This is a genomic window from Microbulbifer maximicatervae (SeqCode) (assembly GCF_052467815.1).
In genome coordinates this window covers 3,903,218-3,921,526 of sequence record NZ_CP174326.1, presented here as the reverse complement: position 1 = coordinate 3,921,526, position 18,309 = coordinate 3,903,218, and the positions used below count along the sequence as shown (strand labels likewise).

The 18,309-nt window shown below is 47.6% G+C and carries 10 protein-coding genes; 3 read left to right on the top strand and 7 right to left on the bottom strand.

What is annotated here, in order from left to right:
- Window positions 1-5: 5 nt before the first annotated feature.
- From ACJJIW_RS17030 to ACJJIW_RS17015, 4 genes are all read right to left on the bottom strand, one after another.
- Window positions 6-6,632, bottom strand: a complete 6,627-nt coding sequence (locus ACJJIW_RS17030) for a non-ribosomal peptide synthetase (RefSeq protein WP_444935836.1) — start codon at window positions 6,630-6,632, stop codon at window positions 6-8.
- On the bottom strand, window positions 6,610-8,025 hold the full coding sequence (locus ACJJIW_RS17025) for an isochorismate synthase (RefSeq protein WP_444935835.1): 1,416 nt from the start codon (window positions 8,023-8,025) through the stop codon (window positions 6,610-6,612). The genes ACJJIW_RS17030 and ACJJIW_RS17025 overlap by 23 nt, the downstream gene beginning before the upstream one ends.
- Window positions 8,022-8,351 (bottom strand): isochorismate lyase, encoded by a 330-nt coding sequence (locus ACJJIW_RS17020; RefSeq protein WP_444935834.1) that lies wholly within the window; start codon window positions 8,349-8,351, stop codon window positions 8,022-8,024. Before ACJJIW_RS17020 ends, ACJJIW_RS17025 begins: the two co-directional genes overlap by 4 nt.
- Before the next feature lie 283 nt (window positions 8,352-8,634).
- Window positions 8,635-9,408, bottom strand: a complete 774-nt coding sequence (locus ACJJIW_RS17015) for a thioesterase II family protein (RefSeq protein WP_444935833.1) — start codon at window positions 9,406-9,408, stop codon at window positions 8,635-8,637.
- A gap of 117 nt (window positions 9,409-9,525) precedes the next feature.
- Here ACJJIW_RS17015 and ACJJIW_RS17010 point away from each other — a divergent pair, with 117 nt between their 5' ends.
- Both ACJJIW_RS17010 and ACJJIW_RS17005 read left to right on the top strand, forming a co-directional pair.
- Window positions 9,526-11,130, top strand: a complete 1,605-nt coding sequence (locus ACJJIW_RS17010; protein ID WP_444935832.1) for a (2,3-dihydroxybenzoyl)adenylate synthase — start codon at window positions 9,526-9,528, stop codon at window positions 11,128-11,130.
- A gap of 159 nt (window positions 11,131-11,289) precedes the next feature.
- Complete coding sequence (locus tag ACJJIW_RS17005; RefSeq protein ID WP_444935831.1) at window positions 11,290-12,606, top strand: serine hydrolase domain-containing protein; 1,317 nt, start codon at window positions 11,290-11,292, stop codon at window positions 12,604-12,606.
- Window positions 12,607-12,747: 141 nt separating this feature from the next.
- Here ACJJIW_RS17005 and ACJJIW_RS17000 read toward each other — a convergent pair whose 3' ends face one another.
- The 3 genes from ACJJIW_RS17000 to ACJJIW_RS16990 form a co-directional block, all read right to left on the bottom strand.
- Window positions 12,748-13,506, bottom strand: coding sequence for a putative outer membrane beta-barrel protein (locus tag ACJJIW_RS17000; RefSeq protein ID WP_444935830.1), 759 nt, complete (start codon window positions 13,504-13,506; stop codon window positions 12,748-12,750).
- A 522-nt stretch (window positions 13,507-14,028) separates the two neighbouring features.
- Window positions 14,029-15,588: a BCCT family transporter gene (locus ACJJIW_RS16995; protein WP_444935829.1), complete on the bottom strand. Its 1,560-nt coding sequence runs from the start codon at window positions 15,586-15,588 to the stop codon at window positions 14,029-14,031.
- A 13-nt stretch (window positions 15,589-15,601) separates the two neighbouring features.
- The gene (locus ACJJIW_RS16990) at window positions 15,602-16,726 is read right to left on the bottom strand and encodes a mandelate racemase/muconate lactonizing enzyme family protein (RefSeq protein WP_444935828.1); all 1,125 of its coding nucleotides are present in this window, start codon (window positions 16,724-16,726) and stop codon (window positions 15,602-15,604) included.
- 325 nt (window positions 16,727-17,051) lie between these two features.
- Here ACJJIW_RS16990 and ACJJIW_RS16985 point away from each other — a divergent pair, with 325 nt between their 5' ends.
- Window positions 17,052-18,269 carry a CaiB/BaiF CoA transferase family protein gene (locus ACJJIW_RS16985; protein ID WP_282932879.1) on the top strand — a complete coding sequence of 406 codons (1,218 nt, stop codon included), beginning with the start codon at window positions 17,052-17,054 and terminating at the stop codon, window positions 18,267-18,269.
- The last annotated feature ends 40 nt before the right edge of the window (window positions 18,270-18,309 follow it).

Here is an 18,309-nt window from a genome sequence, read left to right as displayed (position 1 = left end):
CAAATTCATATCACGCCCTCTTCCACCATATCCGCATCAATATCCACTGGCGGTTCCATTGTGCTTAGGGCACCGGCAACATCTGCCAGTCTCGGAGAGGCAAATAAACGTCTGAGGGGAAGGAGCAAACGGTGCTGCTGTTTTAGGCGGTCAATAAACCGGGTTGCCAATAAACTATCGCCACCCAATTCAAAGAAATTTTGATCGCGGTTTATTACGGGCAGGCTAAGAAGCTCTTGCCAAATCTGGGCTACCAGACGCTCGTTATCCGTCACCAGTTCAGCCGCTTTTTCCTGTTGCGGTTTTTCCACCGCATTCACGAGTTTTAATACTGAAGCCCGATCCAATTTGCCGTTTGCACTTAGGGGCATTTCCGGCAAAGTCACTATGAAATCCGGAACCATGTAGGAAGGCAGGTAACAGCGAAGATACTCGCGTAAGTCATCAGTACTAAAAGTTGAAGGACATTCAGGTTTGAGCACAACGGCAGCGACCAGCTGTTGTTCTTCTGTGGCCAGCACCAGGGCGCGCTGCACAAACATCTGACGATTAAATACGGTTTCGATTTCACCCAGCTCTATGCGATGGCCACGGACCTTGACCTGGCAATCGGCGCGCCCCAAAAATTCCAGGCATCCATTCGGCCAGTAGCGTCCAAGATCCCCTGTGCGATACCAGCGCTCACCATCGACCCTAACAAAGCGCGCTTCAGTCAACTCGGGAGCCGCGCGATAGCCCATGGCGACTCCGTCACCGCCAATCCACAGCTCACCCGTTGTCCAGTCAGGGCAGTCGCGCCTCTGGGCATCCATTACCCTGAATTTCTGGTTAGCCAGGGGGTATCCGTAGGGGATCGAGTGCCAGCTTGGGTCAACGTCTATAACTTCAAAACTGTTGGACCAAATAGAAGCTTCCGTGGCGCCCCCCAGTGCGATAAAACGGCAATCGGGCTGTATTTGTTTTAATCGCTGGGGTAAATCCAGGCCAATCCAATCGCCGGAATTTAATACCAAACGCAAATTGCCAGGCGGTGTACCGGCACCGACAGTGAGTAACATGTCCAGTAGTGCCGGTACCGTATTCCAGATGGTGACGCCGTAGTGACATACCCATTGATGCCAGCGCTCGGCATCCCGTCGGTCCTCTTCTTCAATCAATACCAGCGCACCACCGACCGATAGCAGTCCGAAAATATCGTAAACAGAGAGGTCAAAATCCAGGGCTGAAATGGCCAGTACACGATCATTTTCATCAACAGAGAAACGTTCGTTGATATCCGCAATGGTATTCCAGGCGGCACCATGACTAATTTCGACGCCCTTGGGTTCACCTGTGGAGCCGGAAGTGAAAATGATATAAGCCAGTTGCTCAGCTTCTGTTGCAATAGGCTCATCTATAGGAGCGAACTGTTCGGCCTGTTGAATTGCACTTTGGTCGAGCACCACTTTTACATCGGCACGGCGCAACATTGACTCACGCCTCGCCTGCGGTTGATCGATACCGACAGGTAAATAAGTGGCTCCCGCTGCGAGTACGCCCAAAACAGCGGCAATCTGGTCGGGTCCTTTCGGCAGGTTAACGGCCACCACCTCGGCAGGTGAAACCTGGCTTTCCAATAACCAGGCAGCGATACGCAAAGCACGTTCTGCCAGAACGCCATAACTCAGAGAATTATCGTCTCCCCAATATAAGGCGATATTGTCGGGATTTGCTTTTGCCCGCTGGAAAAATCGCTGCGACAAATTATCCGTTGGGTCAATTGCGGTACGCTTTTCAAGCTGGGTTCTCAGTTCCCGTTGAGCCTTGGGTAATAAATCAGGCGGTGTGGAATCCCATTCAGCGTCACCCGCCCATTGGAGTAAGCCGATATAGGCCTGGAACATTTCCGCGCACATCCCCTCAGGGAAAAGCGCTTCGACCACATCCCAATTTAAGAAAACGCCTCCCTCGACTTCGACCACCTGGTGATCCAACCAGACTTGCGGCGTTTGTGTCAGGGCCCAGATGGGTTCCCGCAGAGGCCCATCCTCCGGTGCCGCTGTGCCACCGGGAATACCCAGTGCACTGGTGAAAACCACGGGCATTGTGGCTTCCGCGTCGCTCTGCCGGCGGGCTAATTCCCGCATCAGGCTTACACTGGAAATTTCGCGATGTTCCAGGGCCGCGCCAACTTCCCCTTGTATTTTTCGCGCTCTTGCCAACCAACTGTCGCTGGCTTCTGGCCAGTAACCCACCAGGGTCAAAGAGGTAAAGTCGCCCATTACCCGATAAATATCCGGGTGAACCTCACGGCGGTCGAATAAGGTAAGGTTCAGGCTCAAATCAGGGCGACTGCTCCAGCGGCTAAGCACTTCGGCAAATGCAGTTAGAAGCAGACTCGAAGGCGTGATTCCCTGTTCAGCAGCACGTGCAACCAGGCTTTGCCAGGTACTCTTGTCGATATGCTGTTGATGACGCACGAAATGCGGCCGTTCAATGGATGCCGGCTCCCGAATAATGGGTAATTGGGGCGCGGGGGGTAGCTCTGATAATTTGTGCTGCCAAAATGTTTTTGCGGCAGCCAGGGGACCTTCTTCAAGATCACTATCAAATACCGCGGTAGTTTGCGGCAACACATTGCGCACATAGTCGCGGAAAGATAGATCGATTGCAGGTAGATCAGTTTCAGGGCTCTGATAGAGGATATTTAACTCTCGGTAAAACAGCAGAATACTGAAAGCGTCGAGAATTAAATTATCCAACCCGATAGCCAATCGGGTATTGCGCTCACAGCGCACTGCACGGACATCAAACAGCGGCCATCGGCTTGGCTCAAACACCTGCTGCGCATATTCCTGCCGCAGTTCCGCTAAAGCAGAAGTCGGATCACTGTCTATCTCTGTAACATTGATGGAAAATCTCGGCACATCCGCAAGGATGCGCTGTCGCCCCTCACTGTCGAATACAGCCCGCAGCATCTCATGCCGGGCAATCATGTCGTTCAGCGCAGATTCCAAACGCTCCAGATCGAGATCAACAACGTCATATTCGCGATAAAAATGACAACCAATGCCACCCAAAACAAATTCTGGGTCCCTTCCCAGCCAATAGGCCCGTTGAACCTCAGTAGGTTCAAAAAGCTCGTGGCGATTGGCCGTATCCGATTGCCAAGGCGTAGTGGCAATTTCGGTGGCGCTGTTATTCTGCTCTGGGTTCTCAACAGGGTCTTGAGCTAATGTCGCAGCAAAGGCGGCCAGGCTTGGCTGGCTAAACAATTCCGACAGTGTGACACCTTCAAAACCAAACTCACGCAGAACTCGCACAACACGGGTTGCTAACAGGGAGTCTCCACCGAGTGCGAAGAAGTTGTCGTCCCGGGCGATATCAGCAACATCGAGAAATTTACTCCAGGCGGCAGCCACCTGCTGCTCTAACTTGCCTTGCGGCGGATTCTGTTTTGCCTGATGCTGCGCTAGGGATTCATCGGCAAACTGTTGCAAACTACCGCGATCAATTTTGCCATTGGCGGTAAGGGGGATCTCAGTGAGACAGCAAAGCTCACTGGGAAGCATGGCGCTGGTCAATCGCTGGGTCAGGAATTCCCGCAAGTCGCTCAAGGGTTCCTGCAATTGCTGCAAATCAACAAAGCACTTTTCTGAAGCGGTGCTGGATTTCGCCACTTTGGGCACTGGAACTACAACCGCCACCACACCTCGCTGGGTCAGCAGAGCGACCGCTTGCGCAATCGCATTGTGCGCAGTCAGCGCGGCTTCAATCTCGCCGAGTTCGATACGGTGTCCACGCACTTTGATCTGGTTATCGGCGCGGCCCAAAAATTCCAGGCAACCATTTGGCCAGTAGCGGCCCAGGTCTCCGGTACGATACCAACGTTCGCCTCCGTCTGTTACAAAACGTGCTGCGGTAATTTCAGCAGCACCTCGGTATCCAAGGGCAACGCCCGCACCACCGATCCACAACTCCCCTGTCACCCAGTCAGGGCAATCTCGGCCCAGGGAATCCACCACCCTGAATTGCTGGTTGGCTAAGGGGTAACCATAGGGGATGGATCTCCAAGAGGGATCGACTTCTTTTACTTCAAAATTGTTGGACCAGATAGAAGCCTCGGTGGCCCCACCCAAAGCGATAAAGCGGCAACCCGGATTTACACGTTTTAACCTTTCCGGCAGGTCCAGGGTGATCCAGTCTCCGGAATTTAATACCAGGCGCAGCTCTCCCGCTGGAGTATCACCACCGGTGGTTAACAGCATATCCAAAAGGGCCGGTACTGTATTCCAAACAGTAACGTTATGTTGACACACCAGCTGGTGCCAGCGCTCTGCATCCCGCCGATATTCCTCTTCAACCAATACCAGTGCACCACCTGCGGACAGCAGCCCAAAAATATCGTAAACGGATAGGTCGAAATCCAAGGCCGATACTGCGAGCACGCGATCATTTTCATCAACAGCAAAGCGCTCGTTAATGTCTGCTATGGTGTTCCAGGCACTCCCGTGGCTAATTTCAACCCCCTTGGGCTCACCGGTAGAGCCAGAGGTGAAAATGGTATAAGCGAGATCTTTTGTCTCACCCACTACGGGCCGGGATAAAGGGGCGACACCCGAGAGCACAGACAAGTCATCAATAACCAGCTTGGCACCGGCAAGCTTGAGCACACGCTCTCTGCGCAGCGGTGGCTGGTCTATTCCCAGCGGCAGGTAAGCCGCTCCAGCAGCCATTACCCCAAGAACGGCAATAATCTGCTCCGCGCCTTTGGGCAATAAAATCCCGACCATATCACCAGGCTCAACCCCCTGAAGTTGCAGGTATGCTGCCATTGCCAAGGCGCTGTGGGCCAAGTCCCCATAGCTAATTTGCTCATCGTTCCAATACAAAGCCGCGGCTTCCGGGTGGCTTTCAGCATTGTTAAAAAACTGCTCGTGTAATTGGTGAGACTGAGTTTTTTTAGCCGTGGAATTTACCCGCTGGCGTTGCTGCTTTTGCTCCGCTGGCAGCAGCGATGGTATCGGCTGGGCCCAGAATTCCGGGCTGCCGATCAGGCATTCCAGTAACTGCGTAAAGGCGGCAAACATGCCATCCAGGACGCCGGGAGCAAAAGCAGCTTCCCGCGCATCCCAGTTTACGGACAGGCCACCTTTGAGTTCCATAACCTGTACGTCCAGCCACACTTGTGGCCCTTGGGAGATAATCCAATTGACATCTCCAAAGGCACTGCGAACTGACTCGCCAAATAATTCTCCCAACCCAAGCGCACTGGTAAAGACAACCGGCGCAAACACCGTTTGTCCCTGTTGCCTGCTGAGGTCACGCAGCACCTCTACGCCGGAATAACTCCCGTGCGCTACATCCTGACGGAAGTTGTGTTGTAAACGCTGTGCACGCTCAACAAAGGTTCCACTCTGGCTGCCCTGCCAGGAGAGTAAGATCGAAGAAGTGAAATCTCCCACCAGTGAATTGACATCCTGATGTAGAGATTCCCGGTCAAACAGGGGGAGATTCAGCAGAAAATCTGACTCTTCGCTATAGACCGTAAGCACTTCGGCAAGCGCCGCTGCCAGGGTCATGGATAAAGTAATACCGTGACGGCTCGCAAGTTCCGCCAGTTGGTTTTTCTGGTCAGCAGACAAGCTATAGTGACGCCGAACAACTCGACGAGTGTCTTTAGACTCAGCGCCTATTGCGGTTGGCAACTGAGGGGCACCGGGCAAATCTGCCAGGCGACCCTGCCAGTGTTCTTTGGCCTGCTGCTTTTCAGCTCGGCGTTCTTCCTTTGAGTGAAGAGCGCTGCGGTCAGCCTGGTAGCGCGGATAACTGTAATTTAGCGGAACCAGAGACTGCTCTGGTTCCAGGTAGAGCTTGGCCAAGTCATTCAGTAATACGCGCAGACTAAAGGCATCTGCAGCGACCATATCCAGATTAATATGCAGGCGTGTGCCGCCAGCTTTTAATTCCGCAGGTAACAATGAGAGCTGTACATCAAAAACCTCGCCCTGCGATATATCCAGCTGCCGATGGGAGAGTTGCTCCCTAACAGCGATAAGACTCTGCTCCGCTTCTGCGGCAGCCTGATGCCTGAAATCATGAACCTTTAAACCGGGCCAGCTCACTTCTGTGGGAATCTGCTGTCGACCAACATCGAGGATTTGAACACGCAACATCCCATGCCGCTCGAACAGGAAGCGCACAGCCTGTTCCAAACGATCAGGTACTACATCCTGGCCATCAAACTCATGATAAAAATGTGCGGCAACGCCCCCTAAATATTGATTCGGGTCTCGTCCAATCCAATAGGCATGTTGCATCGGTGCCAAATCAAAGGGAGTGCCTTCATCAAAGGCTCCCGGCACAGATAAATGTTCACTGGTACTTTCTTCAGTTCCAGTAGCCAACTGAGGTAGAGAAAGCCAGGCTTTCAATTGAGGCACTGCAATAAGATCAGCAAATTTTACTTTGATCTTTTTCTGCCTTAATTGACCAGCTATCTTCATGACTTGTACTGAGTTAAGCCCCAGTGCAATTAAGTCATCCTGCGGATGAATGCCATTAATATCGGCATCAATAGCCTGACAAACTAAATCCTTTAACAAACTGGCCGGACTGATTGGCTCTGATTTATTCTGCGGCTTCGGCGACAAGAGATACGCTCCTTATTGCGTCTCGGATAACACGCATTTTGATACAACTTTCACGATACTCGTGGGCAGGAAGGGAAGCCTCAACCAGGCCACAACCGGCAAATAGTGTTACCTTGCCCGGAGTAATAAGTGCAGAGCGCAGCGCGACAGCAAACTCCCCTTCCCCCTCAGCATTGAGCCAACCAACAGGTCCGGCATACCAACCGCGATCCAGGTCTTCATTTTCACGGATATACTTCAGTGCTTTTTTCCTCGGCAGGCCTCCCACCGCAGCACTGGGGTGTAAATCCGATAAGATATCCAACAGATTTACGCCATCTTTAACCAAGCCCTCTAGAGGCGTCAGCAAATGCTGAATTTGCTTTAATTTACAGAGTTGGGGCGGTTCAGGTTCCGCTACGCTGTGGCAGTATTTACGCAAAATAGAAAGGAGATGTTGGACAACCAGGTCGTGTTCAAATCGGTCCTTATCGCTGTCAAGCAGGGATATCCCCAATTTGTAATCAGTTGCCGGGTCTTTTCCCCGAGGTGCGCTACCGGCCAAAGCCACTGTGCTAATACGCCCGTCTTTACCAGCCGCTAAGCGCTCAGGCGAAGCCCCAAGAAAGCAACTTTTTCCTCGGGAAAAGGCAAATATATAGGCATCGGGGTAAGATTCTTGTAAATATCCGAGAATACTTCCCGGGCAGCAATCCGCGCTCAGTGATTCAGAACGAGCGAGAACTACTTTTTGAAACTCGTTGCGCTTGATTGATTCGACCGCACCAACTACACGCTGCTGCCAAGCTGTTTGATGCTCATTACTACTGTTAAAGTCAGACTCGCCCAGCAATAAATTGTCGTTCGCGGAAGAGCCAGAGTTACGGGATAAAATAGCTTGCCACCTCGCCTTCACTTGCTCAGCGACGCGGTTACAGTCTGTTTGGCTCGTAACAATAAAATTCATTACCAGATAACTGCGATCCTCGTCACAGTAAAGGGCCAACTCAGGCAGTGTGAGCACCCCAGAAGGGAAGTCTTGCCACAGGGTTGAGGAGTCTTTTTGGCAATCAAAAGCAAACCCACCACACAAAATTGGTTGGTGCCCCCCACTTACAACGGAGGAAGACAATAATTTTTGCCAACTAGTTTGGATTTCAGACCAAGACTCTCCAGGAGCACAGCTAAATTCAAAGGCAGAGCCAAAGCTCACAGAATAATTATCACTGGAGGGGGCTCCCCATAGGGAAGCGATCCGCTCATGTCGATAATTTGTGGCGAACAATCCAATCGGATTCTGCCTATGACACGGAAATGAAAATGATGCCAAAACTTCTGGCTGTACCTGACTCAACCTGGATTTTGCTTCCTGCAGACACGCCTCCAGGCCGGCATATTTAGAGCGGCCTTTCATACATCGTCCTCAACAGGCAAGCCATGCTCGGCTCGCCAGTGCAGCTTCTGCTGATTGATAAACCACTGGATAATGCCGCTAAAAAGCTGCTCTATATAATCGGCCGATAACTGATCTTCCTCAGCCCAACGACGACGATCGATCAACATAGACGCAACCCGATCTGGAGCGGGAATACTGGACTCATCCGGTTTGAACTGTGCTGCGGACAGAACATAACCCATACGCTGCTGCAACAGCCTGATGATCTCGCGATCAATGGAGTCGATACCCTCGCGGATTTCATTCAGGTTTTCACATTCCATTGGCAGCTTCATTGCTTGCATAGAAACTCCATCACCTAACCAGTTCATCTTCCCATCAATGAAGAAACGTTATAACATATCATTTATGAAATCAACGTGATGTTTCTACTGGATTTCGGCGCCAAGGTGGAGAGAGAGTGCTATTTATTAAAAGGGTGAGAAATTCAAGGACTGTCAAATACGACAAACTTGGGGGAAACAAGGAAGAACTCGTAACCTACCGGTCTGATGGAGAGTGTTCAGCCCCTAAACGGCCATACTCTCCTATCAATTTATTTCAGTAATGTTACGAGGAGCAGAACATTTAATTAGTATCCAGTGAGCGTAACTTGACCTGGGGTTGAGATAAGCTAAGTTTCTGAGCAATATGACGAACTACCAAATCAGGACAACCAGATAAATAGAAATGATTGCCCGGATATTCCTCAAGGTGGAACTCACAACTTGTCCATTGCTGCCAACCTCGAGCCTCATCGATGCTTAATTCGGGGTCATCCCGCCCCACCATCGCAGTAATCGGGCAACTTAATACTTGATCCGAAGACAAGCCATTGGTTTCGATCAATCGGTAGTCTTGACGAATTGCTGGGAGTAATAATGCCCTTAATTCTGGGATCTCTAATAATTCAGGAGAGGTTCCTCCAAGCTCAATAAGTTGTTGACATAAAGAGTCATCGTCCAGCTTATGTACGCTTCCGCCTTTTTGAAACTGCGGCGCTTCGCGAGCAGAGACAAATATATGCTCAGGTCCGCGAAGGTTTTCGCGATACAAGGAGAGAGCTAATTCATGTGCAACTGTCGCCCCCATGCTGTGGCCAAATGCAGCCCAGGGACGATCGAGAATCGGCGTGACAGCCCTACTCAGTAGCTTGATTAACGCCTGCATATCTGCTGGCATCGATTCGTTACAACGCTGCTCCCTGCCCGGCAGGCAGACGAGAACCAGCTCTATCCAGTCTGGCAATAAGTTTGCCCAAGGTCGGTAAAGTGCTGCCGTGCCGCCCGCATGGGGCAGACACAAAAGCCTGACTGTCGCATTGGGTTTCGGGAGTGGGATTTGTAGCCAAGCTCCGGACATAGATTTATCTCAGTATCAAATTTTAAGCCGAGAATACTACCTGCTAATTTAAATTATAGAAATTTTAATCCAGATAAAAACAGGTTCCGCTCCAACCACAAATTTAAGGAAGCCAGTATGGAAAACAACTTACTCCATGGTTACAAGCCCCACCCCTGTGAGCTTGAGTCTTACTATCAGCAAAAGAATATTTGGGACAACCAACCTATTTGGGAGCTGGTGACACGCAATGCTCAAGATTATCCAGATCGCTGCGCAGTTCGAGACCTTTCCGAGCATCTAACTTACTCTGAGCTGGTGCAGGAGGCCGATATTATTGCCGCAGGTCTCGCTGAATGTGGTTACGAGACTGGCGAGCGAGCAATACTACAGTGGAGCAACCAAGTGAGCTTCGCAACCATCCTACTTGGCCTATTGCGTGCTGGATTAGTACCGGTATTAGCCTTACCTGCCCACCGCCAAAATGAAATTTGCCACTTTGCACAGGTCTCAGCTGCAAGCATCTATATCACTTCAGTGGCTGAAGGAGATGAAAGTCACCGCAACATGATTGAGCAAATTGCTTCACAAGCTACAACCCTTAGGGGGATTTATACTTCTAATGACAATGATTCTTTCCCCTCACTCCCCAGAGGCCAAAATGCAAATTTCACTCCCCCCTCCGTAGACCCGAATACTCCCGCTCTATTTCTGGTGTCAGGCGGCACAACGGGTCTGCCTAAACTGATTCCGCGCTCTCATAACGATTACCGCTACAACATTGCCTGCGCAACAGCTGCCTGCAAACTGGGAGAGGACGATGCCTACCTGGCTGTACTCCCTGCCGCGCATAATTTTCCACTGGGTTGCCCTGGTATTCTGGGCACCCTGTCAGTCGGTGGAGAGGTTATATTCACTCAAGATGCCAGCCCGGATTCCTGCTTTGAATTAATAGAACGTTTCGGTGTTACCGCAACCGCCCTGGTCCCGGCACTGGCTCAGGTCTGGACTGCTGCGACAGAGTGGGAAGATACTGATTTAAGTTCTCTCCGCCTGCTACAAGTTGGCGGCTCAAAGCTGAGCCCAACCGACGCCCGGGCTGCTATGGATGCATTTCCCAGTGCACTACAGCAAGTTTTCGGCATGGCCGAAGGACTGATCTGCTACACCCATCACGAGGATAGCGACGAGATCATCACCAATACTCAAGGTAGACCTATGAGCTCTCTGGATGAGCTAAGGGTGGTCGATGACTACGGTCAAGAAGTAGAAGTCGGAGAGGAAGGCGAATTACTCACTCGTGGCCCCTACACCCTGAGAGGCTACTATCGAGCAGAGGAACACAATCGTCATGCCTTTACCCCGGATGGCTTCTATCGCAGTGGGGATCGTGTTCGAATTCTCGACAATGGCAATATTGTAGTTACCGGCAGACTCAAAGATGTGGTGAATCGAGGAGGAGAAACTTTTGCCTGTGACGAAATCGAAGAGCATCTACTCGCTCACCCCAGTATCCAGCATGCAGCTGTCATTCCCCTCCCAGATAAAGAGTTGGGAGAGCAAGTTGGAGCCGCTATCGTATGTGCAGATAAAGCGCCCAGCCTACAAAGTTTGCGCGATTTCTTGGCCGAAAGGGGTTTAGCCACCTTTAAACTACCCGAGCAACTAAATGTGCTATCTCGCCTTCCGGTTACCGCCGTCGGTAAAGTCGATAAAAAGAAGCTCCTGGAACTCAATGCTTAGCACCTGATTTAACACCTGGGTTTTCGATATTTATCGGCTACGTTTTAACAATTATATTCATCAGAGGTTCAGCAACTACTGAAAATAATACTCCAGATATAGAGCTGTACGGCACACTTTTACCCAATGAAGTAACATTCAAGTAAAGGAAGCTATAGCATGGAATACCCCAATATAAAATCAGTATTTGCTCAACCTCTCCTGTTATTCATCCTACTAATATCCAACAATGGGAGCGCTGTAGATACTAAAATTTCAGAAAACCATCATGACAGAGCGGAAGCCTATACGGAGGTACTTAAGCCGGGTAAGAAGCAGACAATTAATCGCCTAATCAAAAAATATATGGCGGACAACAAAATTCCAGGTATGGCCGTTGCCATAGTTACCAACCCAAAAAAGCCCGTTATATGGTCTAAAGGCTACGGAGTAAAAAGCCTGGTGAGTAATGAAAGGGTTACCAGGAATACTTCATTTTGGCTGGCATCTATAAGTAAGGTGGTTGTGGGTACCGCTATAGCCAAAGCGCAGGAGGACGGTTATCTCTATTTAGATCAGGAGATTCAAAACTTACTGACTGGAGATAACTTTAACATCGACAATCCTGGCTCGTCACCTATCACCATTCGAGATCTCGTAACTCACAGCTCAGGTATTAAAGATGGCACAGCTTACCAGTGCAGTTACTATATCGATCATGGTGATGGCACTCATACAAAGTTGGTCAACTTAATAGAACCGGGGCTTTGCCCGGATAGCAGCCCAATTACACTGGATGGATTTCTCGGTGCCTATTTAGACAGTGAAGGGGAGTTTTACGATTCCAGCAGTAACTACACTGGCTTACCCCCCGGGCAAGGCTACAAATATTCAAATATCGCCGCAGCATTAGCAGGCTACGCCGTAGAACTTAGCACCAGCCTAACTCTGGCCGAATATGCAGAGCAAGAGATATTTAGTCCTCTTGGTATGCACAATACCAGCTGGAATTTTTCCAAGTTAAACCAGAGTAATCTGGCAGCCCCCCACACCACACTTGATAATACCCTATCAGCAATTCCATTTTATGAGCTCGCAACCTGGCCAGATGGTGGCCTGCGAAGCAGCGCATCTGATATGGCAAAATTTCTTGCCACAATAATGAATGAGGGAACATTTTTTTCGAGAAAATCCGAAGTCAGGATTCTTGAGCCAGGTTCAGTTACCCAAATGCTAACGCCTATCCAGAATGGTTTTGGGATCTTCTGGTATTCAGACTGGCTTTGGAATTATGGGGGTAAAGACCATATTCTAATAGGCCACAACGGAGCTGAGATTGGATATTTCTCCTATATGGTTTTCAACCCAAAGGATAACGTCGGAGTAATCTTATTGGCCAACACTGATCGTGGAGATAAGATAGAGAGTATTGAAGAACTAATTAAAGACCTCTTTGAGGCGACCCAAGTACGGCGACAACCTGTTTCAGGGCTCTAAATATTTATATGGGGGAATAAAATTCCCCCATATAAATACGACGTTGACTTATATCATCACAAAGTACATGGCGCTTTTCGATATCCATGAAAGTATGGCCTTAGCGCATACTTTCATTTCTAACGAGCAGAGTACTTGAGATTAGAAGATAAAAGATATACCTGCTTGCAACATATTGAGGTTTCTTAAATCAAATTCTATGTGATCAAAGTCATCAACATAATATTCCCCTACCTTACCAACATTGTGCAACACATATTCGGCACTTATACGCAAAGAATTGTTGAAGTTATAACGCGCCCCTATACCTACATGGAAATAGCTTTTACTAAATTCTGTTGTCCCATAATAGTTACCGCCGGCGTAAAATTCAGCCATAGTATATGACCAGTCCAGCTCCGCAAAACTATAGCCCAACAACAAATACATACAGGACCTGTCGCAATACCAAGATAAATCCAGAGTCCCTGTAATTGAAAATACATCCAAGCGATGTTTCTGATTGACCTGGTATCGCTCAACTACTGTAACTTCGTCATCAATATAATCGATATTTTCTACCGATATCGATCGCCCTAAATTTGTTCTGCCATAGCTAAAGCGAAGTTCAAACGGGTAGCCATTGAAGTCGATCCCGATATCGACGCTGCCCCAAGGCTCACTTCCTGAACTTGAGGTTTTGTAGTAACTATATTCGTAAAAATAATCGTAGTAGAAATATGGGTCATAAAGTACCCCTACAGTACGATAATCCTGCTTAACCTCCAGCCTATTAACTCCACCATTTAGTGAAACATATGGACGAAACCCCCACGGGTTTTCTAGACTGCTATAGTCAGCGGCTATAGCCTCCATGGAAAAAATAAGTGTTCCCAAAATGACAGCTGAGTGCAGGCGCATAGTAACCTCCTTGTCGCTTCACACAACTCAAAACCCACACAGAATCCAATACAGAGATTTATCGATATGATTAATAGTCCTCTACGGCGGAACAAGACACTATTTGTCAACACTCTCATCCTAATATCGATAAATGGCTTTCTTGTGCAATAAAAGTAATGGATTCAAAGTAAATCTATACTCCTATGAATTTAAAAGTAGCAGTAACTCCAAACTTCCAGAGCTCAATTTACTGCCAGGGTACCGAAAGGTGTTAGCAATGTGATGAACGGGTATAAACCAACAATATAAGAGCGCAGCGGTTAAATTTATACACCCCGTTTAAACACGCTGAGTTTCGATATAAACTACAATCAAAACTGACACTCTAATAGTACCGATACTTTTATATCGGACAACTCAAGAGGGAAGGCTGAAAATCAGGACACTCCGCGACCACTTATCTTTTCATGTCATTTGGCCAGCTATTTAGCACAGAGTTACACTCTATAATTAAGGTACAACTCAATAAATTCCTACACGTTACATCTTAGCAGGTGCTCTATACACTTCAATCTCGCCCTCAGACATGTCGCCAAATTGAGACGACAGATAAGCTCCTGTTTTAACACATAGAATTACCAATATAGGAAGGAGAGGGATTACAATTAAAACGGGAAAAGCTTTTAGCGTATCCATATCGGCGTTAATAAATAAAAACACAATAGGTATCACCGTTAGCAACCCGCACCAAAAAACTCGATATGCCGGCATAACATTTGCCTCAGCATCAAGATTTTTTGTGACAACCCCGGTCAATGAATATGAAGTTGCATCCAAGGTTGTCACGCAAAACAGTATCATTGACAGTAGAAAAATGGCTATCGCCAACTCAGGAAGCGGCAATTGACTTAAAATATCATGGGCGAGACGTAGAGGCTCTCCACTGGAAAGCTCTTGCACTGCATTAACAGCCCCTTGGTTCATAAGATCTACAGCGTAAGTTCCCGCTATCCCAAAGATAAATGCGCTACTAAGCCCTCCTCCAAGGATCAAAGTTAAAATCACATCTCTCAGACGGTGCCCCTGAGAAATTTTTGTAACAAACACACCTACACCCGGCGAATAGGATATCCAGGTTGCCCAAAAGAAAATTGTCCAATACTGAGGAAAATGAGTACTTCCATATGGGTCTGTACTCAAGGACATACGGAAATATTCAGAAAACAATATCCCCAAACTATTCGTTACATTATTTGCAACAAGAGCACTTGGCCCAACAATAAACGTATATAAAAGTAGGAATATTGCTATATAGATGGTCCACCCAGATATACGTGACATCCCCTTCTCAATGCCAATAAATGACGACAATGAGAAAAGGAGAGACAAACCTATGATAATGGCTATTCCTGTAGAAAGACTATCCGGAATACCCGTTAAGGCGCTGACATTATACGAAATCATTGGAATCGCAAGGCCAAGGGTTAATGTCGTAGCCGAAAGCGTGGTCACAATGAACAATAAATCTACGCCTTTTTTCAACCACTCAGGCATACGATCATCAAGCATATTATTTAATACAGAGGACAACTTAAGGGTTCGATTCTTTTTAATATGAAAACTCACAGAAAAAGGGATCGCCACCATCAAATTGATAACCCATCCTGCCGACCCCCAGTGGAAAATGTTGAAAGCCGTTGCGTACTCCATCTTAATTGATTCGGCAGAAATACCGAACTGGGGGTCCATATAGTAATGAATTACTTCAATATATGCCCAATACATCGTCGAAGCTCCCATACCTGCACAGAGAGCCATAGAAAAAAGCTGAACAAGAGAATACTTTGCCTTCCCCTCTCCCAAACGAAGCTTGCCATATTTTGAAAAGGCTAAAAACAAAAGGGCCAAGGTCCCTAAAAGGGTATACCAAAGAAATATTGCCCCTAAGTCTATTATAGTTAGAGCTAACATTTCTTTCATAAAGTCCTTAGTACCTTCAGGATAAATAACTGCAACAACACCAAGAAGTAAAACCAAAAAGAAACTAACCAGTGTTAACTTCTTATCCATGATATATTTCTTGGCATCCGATTCCTGCATAGTCTAGATCACCCTACTCAAACACATATTGACAAAAACAGTTATCCTTTACCTTTTCCCAATCCATGGCTATTCCCAACCCATTTCCCTGAGGGGCATGGACATAACCCTCCTTATCGGTTCGAATAGACACCTTGCTCGCAAGCTCAAAACCTTCATAAGGGAAAAATTGCTCAAAATAATTGCAATTTTTATGTGCAAGGGCAACGTGTAGGTTCGCAGCTTGTGTAAGCGTAAATCCCATACTTTGTATCTCTAACGTTTTACCAAACCCTTCCGCAATGGCAAAACATTTATTTAAAGGCGTAATTCCTCCACAAACAGTGGCATCTAGGTGAACACTAGTCCAGGTATCCAAGTTCAACGCATTGGTTATCTCATGTAGTGTTAACAAGGAATTACTATCACTTAATATTCGTATATCGAATTTATTAACAAGATCTTGATAAGTCCTACAATCAGAATCTGGAACTGGAGCTTCAAACCACTCCCAGTTGTTTTCGCTCAACCACTTGGCCATGCCCATGGCTTCAGCAGGAGTATATAGAGAGGCTGTATCCAGCATGAAACGCACACGCTCCCCCTCAAAACGTGTTTGAATTGCTGAAACTAATTCCATATCTCTCTCATATATACAAGAGCAATGAAACTTTATTGCTGTAAACCCCTCCGCTAAACAATCTTCGACATATGTTTCGTATTTCTCCACAGTGTCAAACATAGGAGAGGATGCATAAGATTGTATTTTTGAGCGTGCTCCACCTAAAAGTTCATAAATCGGCATCTCGGCCTTTTTACCTTTTATGTCCCATGCGGCAATATCAAAAGGCGATTTAGCAGGCAACCCGCCCCAAGTACACCGTTCCATTAGCCAATTATATAATTCCTCTGTCCTCAAAGGGTTTTTCCCCAAAATACCCGGTGCAATTGTGCGCATGGCTTCAATAATGCATCGATCAAAACCGTTCTCGGTATAACTCAATGTCGCACCGATACCTTCGATACCACTGCTGGTTTTAATGCGAATAATATTGTTGGTATATAACAGCGGGGCTTGATTAGCAGTCCAACAAATTGGCGGCGCACTTTTATCGGCTATCGCATATAACTCCACCCTACTGATATGAAAACGATCCATATTCACATCCTTAAAAGCCATTAACTGGATCTCAAAGAGTCTAGTTTGCAATGCCCGTTTGTGCGTAAGTGGCACATACTTAGTCTTACTACCAGGCACAAACTATTTCTCGGCTCGGAATGCTATTTGTCAACCAAACCTATAAGGAGTAATTAAACACTCAATGTCCGACCTAGCTGCAATAGAGCCTAATAACCAATACAAACTTCATACTCTATTTTCCTACATCAGATTTACACAGTGATCTATAAACTAATACCCACTTGTAACTAAGCGGCCAAAACTTGACTGGTCACTAATTTTGTTTGCGCAAATCAGGTATATCATGATGCTCCCTCTCCACGGAAAGCGTATCCTTTCATTCGAAACCTGGGGCGCAGGTTCCTTTCATGGCACTTTACTAGCTTTTTTGGGCGCAGAAGTTGTCAATATTGAAGACCCTAAACAAGATGGGAATCCACTTAGAAAAATGGGATCAATCTATCTTGATGAAGCTCGCGAAGACAATGAGACAAGTGAATCGACGCTCCACAACAAAAAGAGCTTGGCCCTCGATATCAGGGCTCCCGCTGGCAGGAAGGTATTCTTGAAGCTTGTGAATAACTCACATGCTGTTATCGATAATTTTCGTGGATCACTGCCGGAAGAGTTGGGGGTTACATATGCAGACCTCAAAGTGGCGAACCCTAAAATTGTTTGTACCCATCTCTCAGGGTATGGCAGAGACAACAATAGAAAACATTGGCCAGGATATGATTTCCTTATGCAGGCAGAAACTGGTTGGATGTCAGTGACTGGAGAACCAGGATCTATCCCAACCAAAGTTGGCGTGTCGGTAGTGGATCTCCTAGGGAGCGTCTATTCAGCCCTCTGCACAGTTTCAGGGCTACTGCGAACCGAAGTTACAGGAAAAGGCGGTGATTTTGACACTAATTTATTCGATATTGCACTAAATTGCCTCTGCTACCAAGGGTTATGGTTTCTCAACGAGGGGATAGTTCCAGGGAAGCAACCTCGCTCAGCCCACGCTTCACAAGCCCCGTGTCAGCTGGTAAAGACTTCTGATGGATGGCTTTATATCGCCTGTTTGACCGAAAAGTTTTGGGAGCTATTATGCGATGAGCTGGGCTCCACGGAACTCCAATCTGACATCCGCTTTTTAAGTAATGACAACAGAATGAAGCATCGGGAGCTATTGACCCATACCCTCGACCAGCACTTTACAAAGAAAAATACAGAGGATTGGTGTGCACAGATGGAGGGAAAGATTCCCTGTGCTCCAGTTTATGATATTGCTCAAGCACTTAATAACACCTATGTACGGAATAATGGCAAGGTAACTTCTATTCCCTACACACGTAGTGAGAAGCGCAAATCTGTCCAGTATATCAGCGCCCCGTTTTCCATCCCTGATTCGCCCGCCATGGAGTTTCAGCAAGCTCCTCTCTACGGGGAGAACACATTGGAGATACTAAATGGACTAGGTATCCCGAAGGATGAAATAGATCAGCTTTCGCAAGCTGGCACCATCTATTACCGTTAAGTGCGGCCAAATCAAAGCGCTTCCATGACCCTCCTAATCA

Bases quoted from the DNA above. Each gene is read 5' to 3' on its own strand.
- ACJJIW_RS17025 (WP_444935835.1), bottom strand. From the start codon at position 8,025: ATGAAAGGCCGCTCTAAATATGCCGGCCTGGAGGCGTGTCTGCAGGAA.
- ACJJIW_RS17020 (WP_444935834.1), bottom strand. From the start codon at position 8,351: ATGCAAGCAATGAAGCTGCCAATGGAATGTGAAAACCTGAATGAAATC.
- ACJJIW_RS17015 (WP_444935833.1), bottom strand. From the start codon at position 9,408: ATGTCCGGAGCTTGGCTACAAATCCCACTCCCGAAACCCAATGCGACA.
- ACJJIW_RS17010 (WP_444935832.1), top strand. From the start codon at position 9,526: ATGGAAAACAACTTACTCCATGGTTACAAGCCCCACCCCTGTGAGCTT.
- ACJJIW_RS17005 (WP_444935831.1), top strand. From the start codon at position 11,290: ATGGAATACCCCAATATAAAATCAGTATTTGCTCAACCTCTCCTGTTA.
- ACJJIW_RS17000 (WP_444935830.1), bottom strand. From the start codon at position 13,506: ATGCGCCTGCACTCAGCTGTCATTTTGGGAACACTTATTTTTTCCATG.
- ACJJIW_RS16995 (WP_444935829.1), bottom strand. From the start codon at position 15,588: ATGCAGGAATCGGATGCCAAGAAATATATCATGGATAAGAAGTTAACA.
- ACJJIW_RS16990 (WP_444935828.1), bottom strand. From the start codon at position 16,726: ATGGATCGTTTTCATATCAGTAGGGTGGAGTTATATGCGATAGCCGAT.
- ACJJIW_RS16985 (WP_282932879.1), top strand. From the start codon at position 17,052: ATGATGCTCCCTCTCCACGGAAAGCGTATCCTTTCATTCGAAACCTGG.